This window comes from Micromonospora globbae (assembly GCF_003610785.1).
Taxonomy (GTDB): Bacteria; Actinomycetota; Actinomycetes; order Mycobacteriales; family Micromonosporaceae; genus Micromonospora; species Micromonospora globbae.
Genome location: NZ_RAQQ01000009.1, coordinates 1 through 22,247, shown reverse-complemented (window position 1 = coordinate 22,247; position 22,247 = coordinate 1). Strand labels below are relative to the sequence as shown.

Below are 22,247 nucleotides of genomic sequence, written 5' to 3'. Positions count from 1 at the left end.
GTCATCTGTCCCTTTCCGCTGACGAGTCCCGGGAGGTCGGGAGGATCAACCTGATCTCCGTACCCTCCCCCGGCCCGGACCGGATCTCGGCCCGACCGCCGTGCCGCTTCATGCGCCCGATGATCGAACCACGGACGCCGTGCCGGTGGTCCTCCACCGTATCCGGGTCGAATCCCTTCCCCCGGTCCCGCACGAAGACGCTGACCTGGTCGGGTTCCACCTCGGCGTAGAGCGAGACGGTCTGCACCCCGGCGTGCCGGGCCGCGTTCACCAGCGCCTCCCGCGCAGCCGCGACCAGGGCGCCGACCCTCTCGTCCGTCTCCCGGTCGCCGACCACCACCGCCTCCACGGTGATCGCGAAGGTGTCCTCGACCTCGGCGGCGGCCTGCTCCAGGGCGGCGGCGAACCGTTCCGTGGGCGACGCGGTGGGCTTGTAGAGCCAGTTGCGCAGCGAGCGTTCCTGGCCCCGGGCGAGCCGCTGGACGGTCTTGACGTCGCTGGCGTTGCGCTGGATCAGGGCCAGCGTGTGCAGCACCTGGTCGTGCACCATGGCGGCCAGCTCGGCCCGCTCCTGCTCGCGGATGCGCCCCTCGCGCTCCGACCGGAGCTGGTTGTACGTCCGCCACAGCACCGGCGCGGCGACCACGCCCACCCCGGCGAGGCCCACGAACGCGAAGATGATCCCGTTGATCACCGCGTCGAGGTTCTGCGCCGGCGAGTAGACCGCGGCCACGCCGATGATCCCGACGGCGACGAGCACCCCGCCGCCGATGAAGCGGAGCACGAAGGCGCGCCGGTCGCTCTCCTCGACCACCGCGCCGAGCCACGGCACCGCCAGGGACTCGCCCCACTGCCGGCGCCGTTCCGGTGCGGACTGGTGCCAGATGACGCCGGCGCCGACCGCGATGATCGCCACGAGCCATCCGGCGGTGCCCGCCGCACCGATCGAGTCGAAGACGATCACCTGCATGAGCAGGACGCCGAGCCCTATCGCCACGAACGGCAGCAGCTGGCCGACGTCGCGGCGGGGCGGCACGCTCGTGTCACCGGGCCGCAGCGGCACCACCGCCCAGAAGGCCGCGTAGAGCAGCAGGCCGAGCCCGCTCAGCCCGAGCAGGACCATGAAGGCCACCCGGACGCGCAGGACCGAGATGCCGAGGTGCTCGGCGATGCCGGCGGCGACGCCGGCGGCCATCCGGTGCTCCGGGGCCCGGTAGAGGCGCGGCGGCGGGCTGGGGATGCTGATCGGTGGCTCCCTGGTCGCGGTGGGTGACGTCGGGTGGCCGGCGGGGTGGCGCCGGTACCGGTCCGATCGTCACACGCTGCGCGTCGCAGCGGCCACGGGGACGCCCCGGACATTCCGGGGGCGCGGATCTCAGGGTGGGGTCAGGGTCGGGTCCTGAGGTCGCTCCGGCGGGTGACGCAGCAGGATCGGAGCATGACCGAGGAAGCTGCCCAGTCGCCCCGCCCGGACGCGGCACCGCCGGGTGGGGCACCACCGCCGCCGGCGGCCCCCGCCGGGCCCGGGAGCGCCGCGCCCGAGCCGCGCCCGGCCGGGCCGGATCTCGGCTCGGGCCCGGCCGGGTACGGGCCGGACCCGCGGGCGGCCGGACCGGGACCGGACCCCGCCGCCGCGCCACCCTTCGGGTACGGCGCGACGGGCGGCGGTGGCGGTGGTACGCCGCCGCCGGGTGGGCCGACGGGCGGTGGTACGCCCCCGCCCGGTGGGCCGGGCGGCCCGCCACCCGGCGCGGCCGGCTTCACCTCGCGGTACGGCCTGGTCCGGCCTCGCGACGGGCGCTACCTCGCCGGGGTCTGCGCGGCCATCGGCCGGGCCACCAACACCGACCCGGTGCTCTGGCGGGTGCTGCTCGCCGTCCTCGGGTTCTTCGGCGGGGTGGGCATCCTCGTCTACATCGCCGCGTGGCTGATCATCCCCGGCGAGGGCGACAGCGCCTCGCCGATCGAGTCGATGCTCGGCCGCGGCCGGTCCAGCATGTCTCCCGTCACGGTGATCGTGCTCAGCATCGTGGCCGCGGTGGGCTTCGGCTACATCGTCACCGACGCGTTCCGGGCGGTGCTGCTCGGCGCGGCCATCCTGATCGGTGGCGCGCTGCTGCTCAACCGCGAGCACCGGGCCGCGGGCGCGGCCCCGGCGACCGCGCCGCCGCCCGCCGGGCCGGTCGGCCCGGTGCCACCGGTCGCCTACCCGGCGCCCGACCGCTACGCCGCGCCGCCCACCGTCGACGTGGCCGCCACGCCCGGCGCGCCCGCGCCCGGGGCCGCCCCGGCGTACCACCCGCCCGCGACCGTCGTGAGCGCTCCGCACGGGGGGAGCGCTCCGCACGGCGACACTCCGGTCTCCGCGGGCGCACCGGCCGGCGGCTACGCGCCGGTCTCCGGCCAGCCCGCCGAGCGCACCGCCGCGCAGCCCACCTGGCCTCCCGCGGCGTACGCCGGCCCGAGCGCCGCGCCCGGCTGGCCGGCGGCGAGTTCCGGTGGTCCGTCGGCCCCCGCGTCCGGGGCCGGGCAGCCGGGCGGGACGGCGTACGCCCCGACGGCGCCCCTGCCGCCGGCCGGCTACCGGCCGCCGTTCGCGCCGCACGGCCCGTACGCGAAGCAGTCGGGCGGGTACCCGCCGCCGCGCCCCCCGAAGCCGCCGAAGCCGCCCAAGCGGCCGAAGGAACGGTCCGCGCTCGGTGCCGTGACGTTCTCACTGATCTTCCTCGCCCTGGGCGTGGTGGCCGTCCTCGACCTCATGAACGTCGTCGAGGTGGGCGCGTCGGCGTACTTCGCCGCGGCGTTGGCCACCATCGGCCTCGGGCTGCTGGTGGGCACCTGGTTCGGCCGGGCCCGCTGGCTCATCGCGCTCGGCCTCGTGACGGCCGCCGCGTTGGCCGTCGGGACGGTCGCCGAGTCGTACGACCGGTTCCGGGGTGTGGACGGGGCGGTGACCTGGGCTCCCGCGAGCTACCAGGACCTCGCCACCCGGTACGAGAACAGCTTCGGGGACGCGACGCTGGACCTGCGCGCGGTCGACTTCCGCGGGAAGAACACGGAGATCACGGTCTCGGTCAACTTCGGCACGGGCACCATCGTGGTGCCGCCGAACGTCGACGTGACCACCGTGGCGGACGTCAACGCCGGCGACGCCACCGTCTTCGGCCAGCACCAGCCCGGGCCGGCCGGGCGGTCCCGCGAGATCACCGACCTCGGCCCGGACGGCGCCGGCGGCGGGACGCTGCGCCTCTTCGCCCACATCAACGCCGGAAGCCTGGTGGTGACCCGATGAAGGCTCATCGTACGGACCTCGTCTCGTTCGCCTTCGGGCTGCTCTTCCTGGCGCTCTCCGCCTGGTGGCTGTCGGCCCAGATCCTCGGGCTCGTGCTGCCCCCGGTCGGCTGGTTCCTGGCCGGCGCGGCGATCCTCATCGGCGTGCTGGGCCTGGTCGGCGCCCTGCGCTCCAGCCGGCACGCCGACCAGAACGCGACAGCGGCGGGCGGGCCGGCCGCCGGACCGGCCCACCCGACCGCGCCGGAGGAGCCCGCGTCCGGCGGCGGATGGGGCGCCGCCCCGCCGGTCTCCGGCGGCGACCCGGGTTGGCACCCGGACCGGCCCACCTCGGGCGGCATCCTCCCCGGCTGGGAGCCGGAGCCTGCGACGCTCGGCGGCTCCCGTCCGTCGTGGGAGTCGGGGTCGACGGGCGGGATCCACCCGGCCTGGCAGGTGGACCGACCCGAGGCCACGCCGGAGCGGACCGAGCCGGTGAGCACGCCGGACGCGACGGTCGACCTCGCGGGCCTCCGGGACGCGGACACGAGCGACCTCGGACGGGTGGGTGGCACCGCGCCCGGTGGGGGCGACGAGCGGCCGACCGAGGCGATCACGGACGCGCCGGTCGAGGCCGTGGAGGAGCGGCCGAGCAGCGGCCCGGGCGGCGGCGCGGACCCGTGGCCGGCGGCCTCCGACGACGAGGAGCGGCCCCGCCGCTGATCCGGGGCGGCCGGCTCACCGCGTACGGCACGGGGTGCCCGACGGCCGACGGCGGCGGTGCCGGCGGGAGCCGGGACGCCTATGCTGGCCGATGGAGTTCGCGTCCCGTGAGCCGATCCCGCGCCCTCGCGGTGGCCCCGTCGCGCTTGCCGTGCCTACCCCGTCAGGAGTCCGTCCGACATGACCCAGTCCCCCGCCGTGCGTACCCCCGGCCGGCCCGGTCCGGTCCGCATCGGCGAGCGAGCCGCCCGCACCCTCGTCACCGAACTCGCTCGACTCAACGACTCGAAGGCCGCGCTGCTGGCCGGTGCGACCTCGCAGTCCGCGGTGCTGGCCGCGGCGATCGAGGCGTTGCTGCCCGGTGACCGGCTCACCGTGGTGCCCGCGGAGGGCGGGTCCGCCGCCGCGCTGCGCGACCACGTCACCGCACAGGGCAGATGGGTCGCCGACCGGGTGCGGGTGGTCGACTCCCTCGCCGAGGCCGACCCGGCCGAGGTGGTGATCGCCGCCGAGCCCCTGCTCGGGACGGCCGAGGAGACGCGTACGACCATCGAGGCCCTCACCAAGTACCTCGCCGACGGAGGGGTGCTCAGCGTCGCGACCGCCGCGGCACCGGGCCGGACCGCCGGCGCGGCGGCCGAGTTGGAGCGGCAGGACGCGCTGCACGGCGTCGGGCGCGACCTGGTGCTGCGCAACTCCCCGCCGGTGCGGCTGTACCGGCTCCGGTTCACCCCGGCGGACCCGGCCACGGCGGTGCGGCTCGCCCCCGCTCACCGGCCGTCCAGCGTGCCGCTGACCCGGACCATGCACATCGACTCCAACGGCGTGGCCGCGGCCGGCATCAGCCTCGGCCTGGCCGCGCTGGCCCGCCTGACCCGGCCGGGCTCCAAGCTCTGGCTCCTGCCGGCGCTCGCCGCCGCACCGGTCGCCGCGTTCTTCCGGGACCCGGAACGGGACGTGCCCGAGGACCCGTCGGCCGTGGTGGCCGCCGCGGACGGCCAGGTCCTGTCGGTGCAACGCCTGCACGACGAGCGTTTCGGCGACGGGGAGTGGCTGCGCGTGGCGGTCTTCCTGTCGGTGCTCGACGTGCACGTCAACCGCGCACCGGTGGCCGGCAAGGTGGTGGACTACTTCGTGGCCGACGGCGGGTTCGCCAACGCCATGAAGCCGGAGGCCGAGCACAACGTGGCCGCGTACACGGTGCTGGACACCGTCCACGGCACGGTGGTGGTCGCGCAGCGGACGGGGCTGATCGCCCGGCGGATCGTGCAGCGGGCGCCGGTCGGCACGCTGCTGGCGCGGGGCGAGCGCTTCGGGCTCATCCGGTTCGGCTCGCGCACCGACGTCTACCTGCCGGCCGACGCCGCGGAACCGCTGGTCGGTCCCGGCGACAAGGTGGTCGGCGGGGCCACCGTGATCGCCCGCTGGCGCTGAGCCGGCACCAAGGGGGGCGCCGCGGACTCGCGGCGCCCCCCTTCGCGTACGGCGGTGTCGGCCGCGGGATCAGGCGGCGCGGCGCTGGCGGAGCCACAGCACCGGCCCGCTGACCAGGTAGCCCGCCACGATCAGCGCGAACGTGAGCCGGACGTCGATCAGCGCGCCGACCACGGGCGCCAGCCACAGCCACGGCGGCAGCTTCACGAGCCGGGCGAGCTTCGCGTACGGGAAGCTGGACACCATCGCGAAGGCGAGCAGCGCCACCCCTGCCAGCAGCACCGGCCCGGGCACCGGCAGGCCGATCGCGACGGTCACCGCGAGCACGGCGGCCGCCATCGTGGTGGGTACGCCGCAGAAGAACCGGCCGTCCTTCGGCGAGACGTTGAACCGGGCGAGCCGGATCGCGGCGCAGGCCGCGACGAGGGCGCACGCCACGGCGGCGGCCGCCGTCGGTACGGAGCCGGCGAGCGAGGCGTAGACCACCACGGGGGCGGCGAGGCCGAAGGAGCACATGTCGGCCAGCGAGTCCATCTGGGCGCCGAACGGGCTCGCCACGCCGAGCTTGCGGGCCAGCGCACCGTCGAGCCCGTCGAACGCGACGCAGGCCATGAGGCAGATGGCAGCGACGCGTACCTCGCCCTGCATGGCCAGGAAGATGGCCAGGACGCCCAGCGTCAGGCTGCTCAGTGTGCACGCGTTGACCACGGCGAACTTCATCCGCCGGCTGGCGCTGCGCTCGCCGGGGAGCAGCGGGATCGTCCCGGCCACGCTGTCGTCGTCCGGCGCGGCGACCGGCGCCAGGGCCGGGCTGACCGGCATGACGGCCTCGACCTCGGCCCGCCGTGTCCGCGCCAGCCCGTAGCGGCGGCGGCGCCGGTCGGCGTAGCGGGGCTCGGCCAGCGCCGCCTCGGCGGCGACGGTGAGGTCACCGTCGCGGCGGCCCACCCGGACCAGCAGCACCTGCCGGGCGAAGGCGCCGCTACGGCGCAGTCGGCCGGCCCAACGAGGGCCTGCGGGGCGCGGGCTGTCAGTCGTACGACGCCGGCGCCATGGGGCTCTCGGCACGCTTCCTCCATCACCGGAACGGCTCGCCGCTTACCGAAGCGGGGCATCCGGCTGTCTCGTGCCGGACCCTTCCCGGCCCGGCAGCCGTTGTGCGGAGTACACCATTGCACAGGGAAGGGCGCTTGGCGATAGCTGTCGGCGGGCTTTATATCTCCATATACCGCCCGAACGGCGCTGTCGTTCGCAACCCGGGCGTCATCGCCCGTTATCCATCATTCCCTACCTCGACTGTAGCCCAGCCGCCCCAGGACGGTCTCCCGGGCGGGTGTCACCCGCCCCGCCGGCCGAGGGCGCGGGCGGCGATCTCGGTGAGCCGCAGGCCGGCCACCTGGTCCGGCGTGAACCAGGCGGCCCGGGCGGTCGAGCCGCCGGCCAGCTCGGTGACGCGGGCCTCGGTGGGTGCCTCGACCACCACCCGGTAGATGACGCGTACGCCGTGCCAGTCCAGCGGCCGGCCCTCGGGGCCGAGAGCGGCCGGGTTGTGCAGGTTGTCCACCCCGATGAGCCCCGTCACCCGGCCCAGCTGGCCGGACTCCTCAACCAGTTCCCGCAGGAGCGCGGGGACCGGCTGCTCGCCGTGGTCCGTGCCACCCCCGGGCAGGTGCCACCGGCCCGCTCCGGGATACCCGTCGGCGATCATCGTGAGCAGCACCCGGCCGTCCGGGTCGGTGACCAGCCCGTACGCCCCGAAGCGCAGCCGGCGGTCCGGCGGCGGCGGGGCGACCTGGTCGGCCGGCAGCGACCGGGGCACACCCGGCGGCAGGGGCGTGACGGGGAGGCCGAGCAGTTCGGCGGTGAACGGCATCAGCGGCACCTCCGCCGCCTCGGCGGGAGTGAACCAGGCGAGGCGGTCACTGCCGCCGCCCGCCTCTGGCCGCGGCTCGGCGTCGGACGCCGTGACGTCGAAGACGACCCGGTCGGTGTGCATCGAGACGTCCGGGTCGCGGAAGGTGGTCACGTCGGCGAGTACGGCCCGCAGCCCGGTCACCTCGACGGCGAGGCCGGTCTCCTCGGCGAACGTCCGCACCACCGCGTGCGCCGGATGCTCGGCGTGCTCCACCCCGCCGCCCGGCAACTGCCAGACCCCGGGGAACGGGGAGACAGCGGAGCCGCGGGCCAGCAGCACCCGCCCGTCGTGCCGGCACACCCCGTACGCACCGACCCGCCGCCGCTCCCGCATCCCGTGCCCTCCCACCCCGCCCGCCGGCCGTCCGCCGATCCGCCTGCACCGGTCGATCATGAAGTTATCGCCGTCCATCCCGGCGTGTCCCGACAATAACTTCATGATCACCGCTCGGAGCGGAGCGGGGTGAGCGGGACGGGAGGGGAGGGAGGGGGTGGGGGTCGGGGTTAGGTCAGGTTGGCGGCTTGGACGGCTTCGGCGGTGACCTCCGTGAGGCGGTCGGCCGGGAGGGCGCCCAGCTCCTCGCGAGCGAACCAGCGGGCCTCGCACGTGGAGCCGCCGATGTCGGTCACCCGCGGCGGGGCCGGCTTGTCGACCACCACCCGGTAGAACGCGCGCACGCCGTGCCAGTCGATCGGGTAGCCCTCGGGGCCGAGCGAGGCGGCGTCCCGGTGGCTCGCCACCCCCAGGAGGCCGACCAGCCGACCCGTCTGCCCGGTCTCCTCGGCCAGCTCACGGATCAGGGCCGCGCCGGGCTGCTCCCCGTAGTCGGTGCCGCCACCCGGCAGGTGCCAGCAGCCGGCGCCCGGGTAGCCGTCGGCGACCCGGGTGAGCAGCACCCGGCCGTCCGGGTCGGTGCAGACCGCGTACGCGGCGAAGCGCTGCGCCCGGTGCAGCCCGTCGGGACCGGGCACGGCGTAGAAGGAGGGGAACTCCGGAGGCTCGTCGGGGACCACGTCGGCAGAGGACGCGGGCAGGTCGAGGGCGCGCGCCGTGAACGAGCGCAGCGGCAGCCTGGCCGCTTCCTCGCGGGTGAACCAGCGGGCCAGGTCGGTCGGCCGGTCGACCCGGTCGGTGAGGGTGCCGCCCCGTACGGAGACCCGGTAGACGAGCCGGTCGGTGTGGATCGTGATGCCACGCTCGGGCAACGCCCGCATGTCCGCCAGCACGTCCTGGAGCCCGGTCACGGCCACCGACAACCCGGTCTCGGCCGCGGTCTCCCGGACGACCGTGTGGTTCGGGTCCTCACCGTGATCGACCGCCCCGCCGGGCAGGGACCATGTGCCGGGTGTGCCGGAGTGCTTCGAGGCGCGGACGAGCAGCACCCGGCCGGCGGAATCAGCACAAACTGCGTATGCCGCGATCCTGCGAAGCGGCGTCAGCGTGGTGGTCACGGGACAAAATTCTCCCCCGGGCGGGTTACCGGCATCGAAAAGAGTCGGATTGCTGACTCAACGCTCGCCCCTCAGGGGGTGGTCAGGGTAGGGATCCGGGCACTCACCGAGGCCGTGGACGCGCCCGGCGCGGACCGTGGAGGCATGACAGCGACCGTCCCTCCCCAGCCCCCGTACAAGCAGCTCCGGCGACCCACCACCGACCGCATGGTGGCCGGTGTCGCCAGCGGCCTCGGCCGCTACTTCGACGTCGACCCGACCCTGGTACGCGTGATCTTCGCGGTCGCCGGCCTGCTGACCGGCGGGCTCGCGCTGCTCGCGTACCCGATCATGTGGTTCCTGATGCCCGAGGAGCCGGCCGGCGCGCCCGCCTGGCCGCGCCCGACGGGCACCGCGCCGCAACCTCCGCCGGCCGGACCGTTCCCGCCGGCCGGACCCATTGCACCAGTCCCGCCGACCGGGCAGGTTCCGCCGACGGCGCCGGTCCCGCCGGCCGGGCCTCAGCCGCCGACGGCGGCCTGAGCCCGGATCACTCCCACTCGATGGTGCCCGGCGGCTTGCTGGTCACGTCCAGCACCACCCGGTTCACCTCGGCCACCTCGTTGGTGATCCGCGTCGAGATCTTCGCGATCAGCTCGTAGGGGAGCCGGGACCAGTCGGCCGTCATCGCGTCCTCGCTCGAGACCGGGCGCAGCACCACGGGATGCCCGTAGCTGCGCCCGTCACCCTGCACGCCGACACTGCGTACGTCGGCCAGGAGCACCACCGGGAACTGCCAGACACCCCGGTCGAGGCCGGAGGCGCTCAGCTCCTGCCGGGCGATGAGATCCGCCTTGCGGAGCACGGCGAGACGCTCCTCGTCGACCGCGCCGATGATCCGGATGGCGAGGCCCGGGCCGGGGAACGGGTGCCGCCAGACCATCGCCTCGGGCAGCCCGAGCTGCAGGCCGAGCGCCCGCACCTCGTCCTTGAAGAGCGTGCGCAGCGGCTCGACCAGGGAGAACTTCAGGTCCTCCGGGAGCCCGCCGACGTTGTGGTGGCTCTTGATGTTGGCGGTGCCGGTGCCGCCGCCGGACTCCACGACGTCCGGGTAGAGGGTGCCCTGCACCAGGAACTCGACGTCACCGTGCGCGGCGACCTCCCGGGCGGCCGCCTCGAACACCCGGATGAACTCACGACCGATGATCTTGCGCTTCTGCTCCGGGTCGGTGACCCCGGCGAGCGCGCCGAGGAACCGCTCCCGGGCGTCGACCACCTTGAGCTTGATGCCGGTGGCCGCCACGTAGTCCTTCTCCACCTGCTCGGCCTCGCCGGCCCGCAGCAGGCCGTGGTCCACGAACACGCAGGTGAGCTGGTCACCGACGGCCCTGTGCACCAGCGCGGCGGCCACCGCGGAGTCGACACCCCCGGAGAGGGCGCAGATGACCTCCTTGTCGCCGACCTGCTCGCGGATCCGGGCCACCTGCTCGTCGATGATGTTCTCCGGCGTCCAGGTGGGCTCGATGCCGGCGACGTCGTAGAGGAAGCGGGTGAGCATCTCCTGCCCGTGGGCGGTGTGCCCCACCTCCGGGTGGAACTGCACGCCGGCCCGCCGGCCCGCCAGGTCCTCGAAGGCGGCGACCGGCGCGCCGGCCGACTCGGCGGTGACCGTGAAGCCGGCCGGGGCCTCGGTGACGCAGTCGCCGTGGCTCATCCAGACCGGCAGGTCGTCGGGGAGGTCCCGGAGCAGCACCCCGGCGTCCGGGCGGGTGCGCAGCGGGGTGCCGCCGTACTCGCGGTTGCCGGTGTGGGCCACCGTGCCGCCGAGCGCCTGCGCCATGGCCTGGAAGCCGTAGCAGATGCCGAAGACGGGCACCCCGGCCGTGAACATGCCGGCGTCGACCTGCGGCGCGCCGGGCGCGTAGACGCTGGCCGGGCCACCGGAGAGGATGATCGCCGCCGGGTCCTTCGCCAGCATCTCGGCGACCGGCATGGTGTGCGGGACGATCTCGGAGTAGACCTTCGCCTCGCGTACCCGGCGCGCGATGAGCTGGGCGTACTGGGCTCCGAAGTCCACCACGAGGACGGGGCGAGGCGTGCTCATGCGCACAAAGCCTACCGACTGTCACGGCCCCGCCGGCCGCGCCCCGTGCCGTGGGCGGGGTGAGCCTGTTAACAGGGGGCCCGCGCTCCACGCCGGGCACCGGGTAGGGGTCCTGTCACCGCAGGGCAGCGGGGGCGCCGGCGGGCACGGCCGGGTTGCGGGGCGGCACCGGGGCCAGCCGCCGGTACGGGGAGCCCAGCGGCGGCCGGGGATCCTCCTCACCCTTGTTGGGCCAGAACGACATGGCCCGCTCGGCCTGGGCGGTGATCGTCAGCGACGGGTTCACCCCGAGGTTCGCCGAGACGGCCGCCCCGTCCACGACGTGCAGGCCGGGGTGGCCGAAGACCCGGTGGTACGGGTCGATCACCCCGTCGTCGGGGGTGGCGCCGATCACCGCCCCGCCGAGGATGTGCGCGGTCATCGGGATGTCGAACGGCTCGGTCATCGCGCCGCCCGGCGTACCACCGATCTCCTCGGCGAGCAGCCGGGCCGCGGTGTGGCCGGCGGGGATCCAGGTCGGGTTCGGTGTGCCGTGCCCCGGCCCGCTGACCAGCCGCCGGCGCAGCGGCCCCCGGTGCCACCGGGTGGTGAGGGAGTTGTCGGCCGACTGCATGACCAGGGCGATGACCGTCCGCTCGGACCACCCGCGTACGGACACCATCCGCGCGGCGAGACCGGGCTGGCGCAGCAGCGTGCCGAACCAGCGCCGGACGCGGTGCGGCCCGCCCTCGACCAGCAGCGACTGGAGCAGGCCCATGGCGTTGGAGCCCCGCCCGTAGCGCACCGGCTCGATGTGGGTCTGCGGGTCGGGGTGGAACGAGCTGGTGATGGCCACACCCTCGGTGAAGTCGAGTCCCGCGGCCCGGGCCTGCCGGCGGGGCACCGACGCGCCGAGGATCGCCTCCGAGTTGGTCCGGGTCAGCTCCCCGAGCCGGGGCGAGAGCGCGGGCAGCGCTCCGGTCGCCTTCATCTCGTGCAGCAGCCGCTGGGTGCCGAGCGCGCCCGCGGCGAACACGACCTGGTCGGCCCGGAAGACCTGCCGCCGCCGGCGCAGCCACGCGCCCGTGCGTACGGTGTGCACCTCGTAGCCGCCCTCGGGATGCGGGCGCACGGCGGTCACCGTGGTGAGCGGATGCACCCGGGCCCCCAGCCGCTCGGCCAGCCAGAGGTAGTTCTTCACCAGCGTGTTCTTCGCCCCGTGCCGGCAGCCCGTCATGCACGAACCGCAGTGCGTGCAGCCGGTGCGCTCGGGGCCGGCGCCGCCGAAGTACGGGTCGGCCACCCGCTCGCCGGGGCGACCGATGTGCACGCCGACCGGGGTGGCGTGCACGGTGTGGCCGACGCCCATCCGCTCGGCCACCGCCCGCATCACCCGGTCCGCGCCGGTGTCCACCGGGTACGTGGTGACGCCGAGCATCCGCTTGGCCTGGTCGTAGTGGCGGGCCAGCTCGTCGCGCCAGTCGGTGATGTCCCGCCACTGCGGGTCGGTGTAGAACGCGGGCAGGGGCTCGTAGAGCGTGTTGGCGTAGACCAGCGAGCCGCCGCCCACCCCCGCGCCGGAGAGCACCAGCACCCCGCCGCCCGCGCGCCGGTCGGCCGCCCGCAACAGCGTGATCCGCTGGATGCCGTAGCAGCCGAGCTTCGGCGCCCAGAGGAACCGCCGCACCCGCCACGACGTCTCGGGGAACTCGTCGTCGGCGAAACGCCGGCCCGCTTCGAGGACCCCGACCGAGTAGCCCTTCTCGGCCAGGCGGAGCGCGGTGACGCTACCGCCGAAGCCCGACCCGATGACGAGCACGTCGTACCGCATCACCGCATCATTACCGGTCGGTAGCTGTCGCGCCAGGGTCAGTTTCGCGCGATCATCCACAGCACCGGGCCGTACCGGCGCCACCGGGAGGCAACCGGAGGCACCCGTCGTCCCACGGTGGAGGGGGTGGCCAGATGGTCCTCGGTTCGGCCGTGCCGCGCCGCCGGTTGCTGCTCGTGGCGCTGCTGGCGGCCGTCGTGCTCGTCGTGGCGGGCGGCGTCGTGGCCACGCGACTGGTGGGTGGACCGCGTACGGACCGCGGGGCGACGCCCGTGCTCACGCCCGGTCCGTCCACACCGGCCTCGCCCAGCACGACACCGAGCCCGCCGCCACCGCCTCCGGGGGCCGACATCACCGGGCCGCTCAACCTGCTGCTGGTGGGCGTGGACACCCGGGTCAGCGTCCCCGGCTGGGAGCCGCACGCCGACGCCGTGCTCGTCCTGCACGTGCCGCGCGGGCTGGGCAGGGCGTACCTCTTCTCCCTCCCCCGCGACCTGGTGGTCGACATCCCGGCCTTCCCGAAGGCGGGCTACCGGGGCGGGCGCACCAAGCTCACCCACGCCATGAGCTACGGCAGCAGGGTGCCGGGCCGTCCGAAGCAGCCGGACACCGCCCAGGGGTACGAGCTGCTGCGGAGCACGGTGAGCGGCTACACGGGGCTGCGGATCGACGCCGGGGCGGTGCTCACCTTCAACGGCTTCGACCGGCTGGTCGACAGCCTCGGCGGGGTCGACATCTACGTCGACCAGCGGGTCGTCTCGCGGCACCGGCAGCCCGACGGCCGGCACCGGGCGAGCGCGCCCGGCGGCTACACGGGGCCGCAGATGGTGTACGAGAAGGGCCGGCGCCACCTGACCGGCTGGCAGGCGCTGGACTACGCGCGGCAGCGCTACATCCCGGGCGGTGACTACAGCCGGCAACGCCATCAGCAGCAGCTGATCCGGGCGCTGGCTCGGAAGATCCTCGACCAGGGGTTGGCCCGCGACCCCGACCAGGTGCAGCAGGTCGTCGACGCCCTCGGCGACACGCTCGTCTACGCCGGGGGCGGGCGGCGGCTTGTCGAGTTCGCGTACGCCCTGGGCGGCCTGCCCGCCGACAGGTTCGTGCTGGTCGGCCTGCCCGGCTCGTCGGTGGGCTCGGGCGGCTCCTACCGGGGCGAGCAGCTGACCACGGTCGGCCGCCGCTTCCTCACCGAACTACGCGCCGGCCGCGCCGACGCCTACCTGACAAAACACCCAACCCTGAAAGTCAAAACCTAACCCTCCCCGCGCTCCCCTCCCCGCGCCCCCGCCCCCTCTCCCCCGCGATCTTGCAGTTTCGGCCCCTCGTTCGTGGCTTTTGCCCGGAATGCCGGGGCACAAAGTGCAAGATCGCGGGGGAAGAGGGACGGGGGCGCGCGGGGTTACAGGGGTTTGGGCTCGGCGGGGCGTTCGGTGCCGTAGAGCCAGGCGTCGAACAGGGCGTCGAGCTTCTTGCCCGAGACGCGCTCGGCGAGCGCCACGAACTCGGCCGTGGTGCCGTTGCCGTTGCGCTTCTCCGCCGCCCAGGTCTTCAGGATCTTGAAGAACGCGTCGTCGCCGACGGCCACCCGCAGGGCGTGCACGGTCATCCCGCCCCGCTGGTAGACGGAGTTGCTGAACAGGTTCTCCACGCCCGGCCGGCCCGGCGGCGTACGCCAGAGCTGGGTGGACGATCCGTGGTACCGGTCGATGAACGACTCCTCCGCGCTCCGGCCGCCCCGGTGCTCGGTCCAGAGCCACTCGGCGTACGTGGCGAGGCCCTCGTTGAGCCAGATGTCGCCCCACCGGTTCAGCGAGACGCTGTCGCCGAACCACTGGTGCGCGAGCTCGTGCGCCACCACCTCCGTGTTGACGCCCTGCCGGAAGAAGCTCACCGAGTAGACCGGCCGGGACTGCGTCTCCAGCGCGTACCGGATCCGGCTGTCGGAGACCACCACCCCGCCGTACGCCTCGAACGGGTACGGCCCGAAGACGGTCTCCAGGTAGTCGGCGACCTCCACGGTGTCCTCGATCGACTCGTCCGCCGCACCCTCGGGCACGTCGGCGTCGATCGCGCTGTAGACGGGCCGCCCCTTGTGCTTCCCCGTGGTCACGCGCAGCTCGCCGATCATCACGAAGCTCAGGTAGCTGGCCATGGGCGCCCGCTCGGACCACTTCCAGGTGGTCCAGCCGTCCGCGCTCGACTTTCCGCCCGGCACCCCGTTGCTGACCGCCGTCAGTCCCTCCGGGACGGTGATCTCGAAGTCGTACGTGGCCTTGTCCGACGGGTGGTCGTTGACCGGGAACCAGGTGCTCGCGGACTCGGGCTGGCCGAGCGCGATCGCGCCGTCCGAGGTGTGGATGAAGCCGCCCTCGCCGAGCGCCTCGTTCGCCAGCGGCTCGGGCTCACCCTCGTACGCGATCTCGGCGACGAAGCCGTTGCCCGCGATGAGGCCGCGGGCCGGCGTGACCACCAGCTCGTCGCCCTTGCGGGCGTGCTTCGCGGCGGCGCCGTCGACGGTCACCGAGCGCACGGTCAGTCCCGCGAGGTCCAGGTTGAACGCGGACAGGTCGCTGGTCGCGGAGGCGTGCACGGTGGTGGTGCCGGTGAGCCGGTCCTTCGCCGGGTCGTACCGCACCTTGACGGTGTAGCGGTCGACGTCGTAGCCGCCGTTGCCGTAGCTGGGGAAGTACGGGTCGCCCGCGCCCGCCGCACCGGGGGTGAAACGCCGCTCGGCCGGCGACGACGTGCCGGCCACGGGATCGGCGCCGGTGTCGTCGGGCGCCGAGCCGCACGCGGCGAGCAGTCCCCCGACCAGCAGCAGACCGACACCCGCACCCAGAGACCGCCGTGGCTGCCTCATCGCCTCGCCCTCCCGCTGTCGCCGACGGGCCGCGCGCCCGCCCCGGCGCGCCGGTCGAGCGCACCGGCGCCCCGCCCGGTCCGTCCGCGGCAGCCTACCGAGCGACCATCACGGGCCCGTCACGGCAGGGCCGGTGGGCTGGCGCCGACGAGCCAGGCGTCGAGGACCGGCCGCACCTGCCGGCCGGAGACCCGCTCGGCGAGGGCGACCAGGTCCGCGGTCGTGCCGTTGCCGCCGCGCCGCTGCGCCGTCCACTCGCGGAGGATGCGGAAGAACGCGTCGTCGCCGACGGTGCGGCGCAGGGCGTGCACGGCCAGCGCGCCGCGCCGGTAGACGGCGTTGCCGAACATGCCGTCCCGGCCCGGGTCCACGGAGGGCTGCGACCAGTCGGTGGTCGCGTACTGCGCCTCGAACTGGCGCTGCACGCTCCGCCCGCCGTCGTGCTCCTCCCAGAGCCATTCGGCGTACGTGGCGAAGCCCTCGTTGAGCCAGATGTCGCTCCACCGGTGCAGCGAGACGCTGTCCCCGAACCACTGGTGGGCCAGTTCGTGCGCCACCACCGTCGGGTTGGGCCGGCCGTCGGCGAAGAACCCCGGCCCGTACACGGGTCGGGACTGGGTCTCCAGCGCGTACCCGATCCGCTCGTCGGCGACCGCGATCCCCCCGTACGAGTCGAAGGGGTACGGCCCGAAGCGGCTGGCCAGGAAGTCGGCGATCGCGCCGGTGCGGGCGAGCGAGACGGCGGCGGGCCCGGTGGCCGGCTCGCCCGCGGGCACCGCGGTGACCATGGGCCGACCCGCGTGCGTGCCCGTGCTGACCCGGTAGTCGCCGATCACCAACGTGGTCAGGTAGCTGGCCATCGGTGCGCGCTCGCTCCACCGCCAGGTGGTCCACCCGTCGGCGCTGCTCCGCGGCCCGGGAACTCCGTTGCTGAGCGCCGCCAGGCCATCCGGGACGGTGACGGCGATGTCGTAGGTGGCCTTGTCCGAGGGGTGGTCGTTGACCGGGAACCAGGTCGCCGCCGAGTCCGGCTGGCCGAGGGCGATCGCGCCGTCGTCGGTGTGGAGGAAACCGCCGGAACCCAGGGCGCCGTCGGCGACGGCGGCCGGCACCCCGGCGTACGCCACCTCGACGGTGAAGCGGGCGCCCCGCGGCAGCCCGCGGGCCGGGGTGACGACCAGTTCCTCCCCGGTCCGCCGGTGCGCGGCGGCGGCGCCGTCGACGGTCACCCGCGCGACGTCCAGCCCCGCGAGGTCCAGGTTGAACCGGGACAGTCCCTGGGTGGCGGTGGCGGTCACCGTGGCGTTCCCGGTCAGCCGGTCGCTCGCCGGGTCGTACCGCACGTCGAGGGCGTAGTGCGCCACGTCGTACCCGCCGTTGCCGCGCCCCGGCACGTACGGGTCGCCCGCGTCCGCGCCGCCCGGCCGGAACGCGTGGTCCTCATCGGACCGGGTGCACCCGCTGGCCGCGAGCACCACCACCAACGCGGCGGCGAGCACGGGCCGGTAGATACGTCGCACCGGCCGAGCCTATCGGCGCGGCCGGTGCGGTACGGCGGGTTCGCGCAGGTCAGCGGTCCAGGACCAGGCCGACCTTCTGGAACTCCTTGAGGTCGCGGTAGCCGCACTTGGCCATCGCGCGGCGCAGCCCGCCGAACAGGTTCAGCTGGCCGTCCGGCTCGTCGGCCGGGCCGGAGAGGACCTGCTCCATCGAGCCGAGCGGCTCGCTGGCGACGGAGAACGCGCCTCGGGGCAGCGACGGGTGGCTGGCCGCCGAGTGCCACCAGGCCCCGCCGGCGGGCGCCTCGGTGCACCGGGAGAGCGGCTCGCCGAGCATCACGGCGTCCGCACCGCAGCCCAGCGCCTTCGCGATGTCGCCGGAGGTCCGGATGTCGCCGTCGGCGATCAGGTGCACGTACCGGCCGCCGGTCTCGTCCAGGTAGTCCCGGCGGGCCGCCGCGGCGTCGGCGATGGCGGTGGCCATCGGCACCCGGATGCCGAGCACCGACTCGGTGGTCGACCAGTCGTCGCCGCCGATGCCGACGATGACGCCGGCCGCGCCCGTCCGCATGAGGTGCAGCGCCGTCTTGTAGTCGGTGCAGCCGCCCACGATGACCGGCAGGTCGAGGTCGGCGATGAACTCCTTGAGGTTCAGCGGCTCGTCGGTGGTCGAGACGTGCTCGGCGGAGACGATCGTGCCCTGGATGACCAGGATGTCCACGCCGGCGTCGAGGATCACCGGGGCGAGCGCCAGGGTGTGCTGCGGGGAGACCCGCACGGCCACCGTGCCGCCGCCGGCCCGCAGCTCGCGCACCCGCTCGGCAATGAGGTCGGGGCGGATCGGCTCGGCGTACACCTCCTGGAGCCGCTTGGTGGCGCGGGCGTCCTCGTCGAGCCCGGCCAGCTCCTCCAGCACCTTCGTGGGGTTCTCGTAGCGGGTCCACAGCCCTTCGACGTTGAGGACGCCGAGACCGCCGAGCTGCCCCAGCCGCACGGCGGAGGCCGGGCTCATCGTGGCGTCGGAGGGGTGCCCGACGCACGGGATGCCGAACTGGTACGCGTCGAGCTGCCAGGCCGTGGAGACGTCGTCGACGTCCCTGGTCCGGCGGCTCGGCACGATCGCGATGTCGTCCAGGTGGTAGCCGCGTTGCGCGGTCTTGCCCAACCCGATCTCGACCACGTCACGCATGGCTCACTCCTGCTGGTGTCGGGGGTGGTGGTGGGGGGTCACCGGGTGTGGTAGTTGGGCGCCTCGACGGTCATCTGGATGTCGTGCGGGTGGCTCTCCTTGAGCCCGGCCGCGGTGATCCGGATCAGCTGGCCGCGCTCGTGGAGTTCGGGGATGCTCTCCGCGCCGGCGTACCCCATCGCGAGCCGCAGGCCGCCGACGAGCTGGTGGGCGACCCGGGACAGCGGCCCCCGGTACGGCACCTGGCCCTCGACGCCCTCGGGGACCAGCTTCTCGTCGCTGGTCACGTCCTGCTGGAAGTAGCGGTCCTTCGAGTACGACTTGGCCTGCCCGCGGGACTGCATGGCGCCGAGCGAGCCCATCCCCCGGTACGCCTTGTACTGCTTGCCGTTCACGAAGATCAGCTCGCCGGGGCTCTCCTCGCAGCCGGCCAGCAGGCTGCCGAGCATCACCGTGTCGGCGCCGGCGACGAGGGCCTTCGCGATGTCGCCCGAGTACTGGATGCCGCCGTCGCCGATCACCGGCACGCCGGCCGGACGGGCGGCCCGGGCCGCCTCCATGATCGCGGTGATCTGCGGCACACCGACGCCGGCCACGATCCGGGTGGTGCAGATGGCGCCCGGGCCGACACCGACCTTCACGCCGTCGGCGCCCGCGTCGACGAGGGCCTTCGCGCCCGCGTACGTGGCGATGTTGCCGCCGACCACGTCGACGGCCACGTCCTTCTTGAGCCGGCGGACCATGTCCAGCACGGCCCGCTGGTGGCCGTGCGCGGTGTCCACGACGAGCACGTCCACGCCCGCGTCGACCAGCGTCCGGGCGCGCTTGTACGCGTCCTCGCCCACACCGATCGCGGCGGCGACGCGGAGCCGGCCCGCCTCGTCCTTGGTGGCGTTCGGGTACTGCTCGCTCTTGGTGAAGTCCTTCACCGTGATGAGGCCGCGCAGCCGGCCCGAGCCGTCGACGATCGGCAGCTTCTCGATCTTGTGCTGGCGCAGCAGCGTGAGCGCCTCGTCCTTGCTCACCCCGACCGGCGCGGTGATCAGCGGGGCCCGCGTCATGATCTCGCGGACCGGGGTGGACGGGTCGGAGACGAACCGCATGTCCCGGTTGGTCACGATGCCCACGAGCTGGCCGTCGCCGTCGACCACCGGGACGCCGGAGATCCGGTAGCGGCCGCAGAGCGCGTCGACGTCGCGCAGCGTGTCCTCCGGGCTGGCGGTCACCGGGTTGGTGATCATGCCGGACTCGGAGCGCTTCACCAGGTCGACCTGGAGCGCCTGGTCCTCCACCGAGAGGTTGCGGTGCAGCACGCCGATGCCGCCCTGGCGAGCCATGGCGATCGCCATCCGGGCCTCGGTCACCGTGTCCATGGCGCTGGACAGCAGCGGTACGGAGAGGGTGACGTTGCGGGTCATCCGCGTGACGGTGTTCACCCGGCTCGGCACCACGTCCGACTCGCCGGGCTGGAGGAGCACGTCGTCGAAGGTGAGGCCGAGCGGCACCACCCGGGCCGAACCGGCCGGCAGTTCCGGCAGGTGGCCGCCCAGCTCGCCGTGATCGGCGCCGGCCGGAAGATCGGTGCTGGGCGAAATTTCCACGATTGCTCCCCTGAGCTGGTCGAACGGGCTTCGGCGAGGTGGCGCGGCGGGCACCGGAGGAACGCCGCACGCGGCGCGTCCTCCCATCGTACCCGTGCAGGTGGGCGGCCCCTCGTCGCGCCGGGCCGGTCGGCGCGCGTGCGGGGCGGGCGTGAGCGCGGTCTTCGGTCTACGGTGAGGGGGTGCACGACGAGCCCATCGACCCGTTCAACGGCGACCCGGCCGACCCGGCGGCGGGGCTGCACGACCCGGGCGACGCACAGCTGGACCCGCTGACCGACGTCGAGCGGCAGGACGTGCTGGAGGATCTCGCCGACCTGGAGATCTACCAGGCCCTGCTGGCTCCCGTGGGGGTCCGCGGGCTGGTGATCGAGTGCGAGGACTGCCGCGAGCCGCACTACTTCGACTGGGACCTGCTTCGGGGCAACCTCCGGCACCTGCTCAGCTCCGGCCGGCCGCGAGTGCACGAGCCGGCGTACGACCCGGATCCGGACCACTACGTCACCTGGGAGTACGCCCGGGGCTACGCGGACGGTGTGCACGACACGCTGACCGACGGCGGCGACGAGGAGGAGTCCGCCGAGCGCTCCTGACCGTTCGCTCGTGCCGGCGGTGTCCGGGTCGAAGGCGACGGCCCGATCCCGGCGGACCCTCGGTCAGGCCACCAGTCCGGCCCGGAAGCCGGCGGCCACGGCGTGCGCCCGGTCCCGCGCGCCCAGCTTGCGGAAGAGCCGGCGGGCGTGCGTCTTGACGGTGTCCTCGGAGACGAACAGCTCCCGCCCGATCTCGGCGTTGCTCTTGCCCTCGGCCATGCCGAGCAGCACTTGGAGTTCCCGCTCCGTCAGCCCCACCGACGCCCGCGCGGCGCGTACGTTCGCCGCCGGCCGCTGCCCGTCGGGCGGCGTACCCTCCGGCTCGCCGCCGTTGCCCTCGGCCCCGTCGTCGCCGCGCTGCACCGGCACCACCGCCGGCGCGCCGCCCGGTCCCTCGGCGGGGCCGGCGGACCAGCCCGGACCGGGGTCCCCGCCGCTGCGGCCGGGCGGCGTCGAGCGGGCCGGGCCGCCGACCGCCGCGGTGTCGCGGGCCGGGTCGGTGACCCGGTGGCGGGCCGCCCGGCCGGGCGCCGAGAGCAGCAGCAGCGCCTTGGCGACGGCGCTCGTGAGGTCGTGGTCGGCGCCCTGGATCAGCCCGCGGGCGCCGGCGTTGATGGTCGCCGCGGCCGCCTCGGACTCCTCGGCCCCGAACAGCAGCACGGCGGCCTGCGGCGCGCGGGCCAGCACCCGGCGGACGAAGCCGGCGCTGTCCGGGCGGGTGAGCGCGGTGTCGGCGAGTACGACGTCCGGTTGCCGCTCGGCGAGGCGCAGCATCACCTCGGGATCGGAGACGGCGGTACGGACGACCGCGGACAGTCCGAGCCGGGCCGCCGCGGAGGTGAGATGTTGCGCCGCGAGCGGTGTCCGGACGCACACAAGAACGGTACGCACTGTGGTCTCCTCTCCGCCAACGAGCAGACCACGACGGGGTCGCTCGGGGAGGAGGTTCCCGGCAATCCTCCGAACTTTTCCGACAGATGGGGCATATGCCGCAAGTCGTCAGAGGTTTTGGATCACACACGTGTGAGTCGCGCGGCACCCGGGTACCGGGAGATCCAGGCCGGGATCGGTGCGCCTGTGCGGCCCGCCGCCCGGAGGCCGGCCATGAGTATCTCGCGGTGCCGCGCGGGAGGAGGGGTGCTGATGTCGAACGTACGTAGACTGCCCGGACCCATCGTCGATCTCTGGGACTGGCAGCGGCTCGGCGCCTGCCGAGGGCGGGACAGCGCCCAGTTCTTCCACCCCGACGGCGAGCGGGGCTCCTCCCGGCTGCGCCGGGAGTCCGGAGCGAAGGCGGTCTGCCGTACCTGCCCCGTGCGGGCCGAGTGCGCCGCGCACGCCCTCTCGGTCCGGGAGCCGTACGGCGTGTGGGGTGGCTTCAGCGAGTCCGAGCGGCTGCGGCTGCTCGCCATCGGCTGGGAGGACCTGGCCGACCGGCGCCACACCCGGGTCGACGTGGCCCGGCTGGAAGCCCGGCTCGGCCGACCCCACAAGGCAACGGTCCCAGCCCAACGAAACGTAGCCTGACCGTCCCCCGGTCCCGTCCCCCTCTACCCCGTTGATCATGAGGTTGGCGGCCTTTTCGATCTGGTGGCGTCAAGTGGTGAGTGCAATTGTTAGGGCGTGATGAGTTCGGCTAGTCGCTGGGCTGGGGTGGCCCAGCCCAGCGTTTGGCGGGGTCGGGTGTTCTGTCCCGCCCCGGGTTTGATGGAGACATCGAAACCTGGGAGGAACACCAGCGATGCCTGCACCGAAGAAGTACAACGATGAGCTGCGTGAGCGTGCGACCCGGTTGGCGGTCGAGGCCCGTCGGGAT

The 22,247-nt window shown here is 74.3% G+C and carries 16 protein-coding genes and 2 pseudogenes; 7 read left to right on the top strand and 11 right to left on the bottom strand.

All coding sequences use genetic code 11. The features are described from left to right. Position 1 precedes the first annotated feature (1 nt). Positions 2–1,240 (bottom strand): ATP-binding protein, encoded by a 1,239-nt coding sequence (locus D7I43_RS14000; RefSeq protein ID WP_120328927.1) that lies wholly within the window; start codon positions 1,238–1,240, stop codon positions 2–4. 198 nt (positions 1,241–1,438) lie between these two features. Here D7I43_RS14000 and D7I43_RS13995 point away from each other — a divergent pair, with 198 nt between their 5' ends. The 3 genes and pseudogenes from D7I43_RS13995 (at position 1,439) to D7I43_RS13985 (ending at position 5,427) form a co-directional block, all read left to right on the top strand. After that, on the top strand, positions 1,439–3,292 hold the full coding sequence (locus tag D7I43_RS13995; protein ID WP_120328926.1) for a PspC domain-containing protein: 1,854 nt from the start codon (positions 1,439–1,441) through the stop codon (positions 3,290–3,292). Then, a pseudogene (locus D7I43_RS13990) lies at positions 3,289–3,472 on the top strand (hypothetical protein); the annotation flags it as partial. The gene D7I43_RS13995 and the pseudogene D7I43_RS13990, both read left to right, overlap by 4 nt. A gap of 701 nt (positions 3,473–4,173) precedes the next feature. Further along, positions 4,174–5,427, top strand: coding sequence for a phosphatidylserine decarboxylase (locus D7I43_RS13985; RefSeq protein ID WP_120328925.1), 1,254 nt, complete (start codon positions 4,174–4,176; stop codon positions 5,425–5,427). Positions 5,428–5,496: 69 nt separating this feature from the next. Here D7I43_RS13985 and D7I43_RS13980 read toward each other — a convergent pair whose 3' ends face one another. The 3 genes from D7I43_RS13980 to D7I43_RS13970 form a co-directional block, all read right to left on the bottom strand. Continuing rightward, a complete protein-coding gene (locus D7I43_RS13980) occupies positions 5,497–6,420 on the bottom strand; it encodes a CDP-alcohol phosphatidyltransferase family protein (RefSeq protein ID WP_120329117.1) in 924 nt (307 codons plus the stop codon). Between the two features lie 343 nt (positions 6,421–6,763). Further along, positions 6,764–7,675 carry an NUDIX hydrolase gene (locus tag D7I43_RS13975; protein WP_120329116.1) on the bottom strand — a complete coding sequence of 304 codons (912 nt, stop codon included), beginning with the start codon at positions 7,673–7,675 and terminating at the stop codon, positions 6,764–6,766. A gap of 170 nt (positions 7,676–7,845) precedes the next feature. Further along, a complete protein-coding gene (locus tag D7I43_RS13970) occupies positions 7,846–8,793 on the bottom strand; it encodes an NUDIX hydrolase (protein ID WP_120328924.1) in 948 nt (315 codons plus the stop codon). 144 nt (positions 8,794–8,937) lie between these two features. Here D7I43_RS13970 and D7I43_RS13965 point away from each other — a divergent pair. Beyond that, positions 8,938–9,228 (top strand): annotated as a pseudogene (locus D7I43_RS13965) (PspC domain-containing protein); the annotation flags it as partial. Between the two features lie 94 nt (positions 9,229–9,322). On the opposite strand, the gene guaA reads toward D7I43_RS13965, so the two are convergent. Together guaA and D7I43_RS13955 are read right to left on the bottom strand one after the other, a co-directional pair. Beyond that, positions 9,323–10,876: a glutamine-hydrolyzing GMP synthase gene (gene guaA / locus D7I43_RS13960; protein WP_120328922.1), complete on the bottom strand. Its 1,554-nt coding sequence runs from the start codon at positions 10,874–10,876 to the stop codon at positions 9,323–9,325. A 115-nt stretch (positions 10,877–10,991) separates the two neighbouring features. After that, positions 10,992–12,686, bottom strand: coding sequence for an FAD-dependent oxidoreductase (locus D7I43_RS13955; RefSeq protein ID WP_120328921.1), 1,695 nt, complete (start codon positions 12,684–12,686; stop codon positions 10,992–10,994). A 134-nt stretch (positions 12,687–12,820) separates the two neighbouring features. Here D7I43_RS13955 and D7I43_RS13950 point away from each other — a divergent pair, with 134 nt between their 5' ends. After that, the gene (locus D7I43_RS13950; protein ID WP_192902153.1) at positions 12,821–13,945 is read left to right on the top strand and encodes an LCP family protein; all 1,125 of its coding nucleotides are present in this window, start codon (positions 12,821–12,823) and stop codon (positions 13,943–13,945) included. Between the two features lie 143 nt (positions 13,946–14,088). Here the strand turns inward: D7I43_RS13950 and D7I43_RS13945 are convergent, their stop codons facing one another. From D7I43_RS13945 to guaB, 4 genes are all read right to left on the bottom strand, one after another. After that, complete coding sequence (locus D7I43_RS13945; protein ID WP_120328920.1) at positions 14,089–15,549, bottom strand: M1 family metallopeptidase; 1,461 nt, start codon at positions 15,547–15,549, stop codon at positions 14,089–14,091. A gap of 119 nt (positions 15,550–15,668) precedes the next feature. Beyond that, on the bottom strand, positions 15,669–17,069 hold the full coding sequence (locus tag D7I43_RS13940) for a M1 family metallopeptidase (protein ID WP_240032952.1): 1,401 nt from the start codon (positions 17,067–17,069) through the stop codon (positions 15,669–15,671). 49 nt (positions 17,070–17,118) lie between these two features. Continuing rightward, the gene (locus D7I43_RS13935; RefSeq protein ID WP_120328919.1) at positions 17,119–18,237 is read right to left on the bottom strand and encodes a GuaB3 family IMP dehydrogenase-related protein; all 1,119 of its coding nucleotides are present in this window, start codon (positions 18,235–18,237) and stop codon (positions 17,119–17,121) included. 38 nt (positions 18,238–18,275) lie between these two features. Further along, complete coding sequence (gene guaB, locus D7I43_RS13930; protein WP_120328918.1) at positions 18,276–19,838, bottom strand: IMP dehydrogenase; 1,563 nt, start codon at positions 19,836–19,838, stop codon at positions 18,276–18,278. 182 nt (positions 19,839–20,020) lie between these two features. Between guaB and D7I43_RS13925 the strand changes: the two genes are divergently transcribed. Beyond that, positions 20,021–20,431 (top strand): DUF5319 domain-containing protein, encoded by a 411-nt coding sequence (locus D7I43_RS13925; RefSeq protein WP_120328917.1) that lies wholly within the window; start codon positions 20,021–20,023, stop codon positions 20,429–20,431. A gap of 63 nt (positions 20,432–20,494) precedes the next feature. Here the strand turns inward: D7I43_RS13925 and D7I43_RS13920 are convergent, their stop codons facing one another. After that, a complete protein-coding gene (locus D7I43_RS13920) occupies positions 20,495–21,322 on the bottom strand; it encodes a response regulator transcription factor (RefSeq protein WP_120328916.1) in 828 nt (275 codons plus the stop codon). 252 nt (positions 21,323–21,574) lie between these two features. Here D7I43_RS13920 and D7I43_RS13915 point away from each other — a divergent pair, with 252 nt between their 5' ends. After that, positions 21,575–21,958, top strand: coding sequence for a WhiB family transcriptional regulator (locus D7I43_RS13915; RefSeq protein WP_120329113.1), 384 nt, complete (start codon positions 21,575–21,577; stop codon positions 21,956–21,958). Positions 21,959–22,247: the final 289 nt, after the last annotated feature.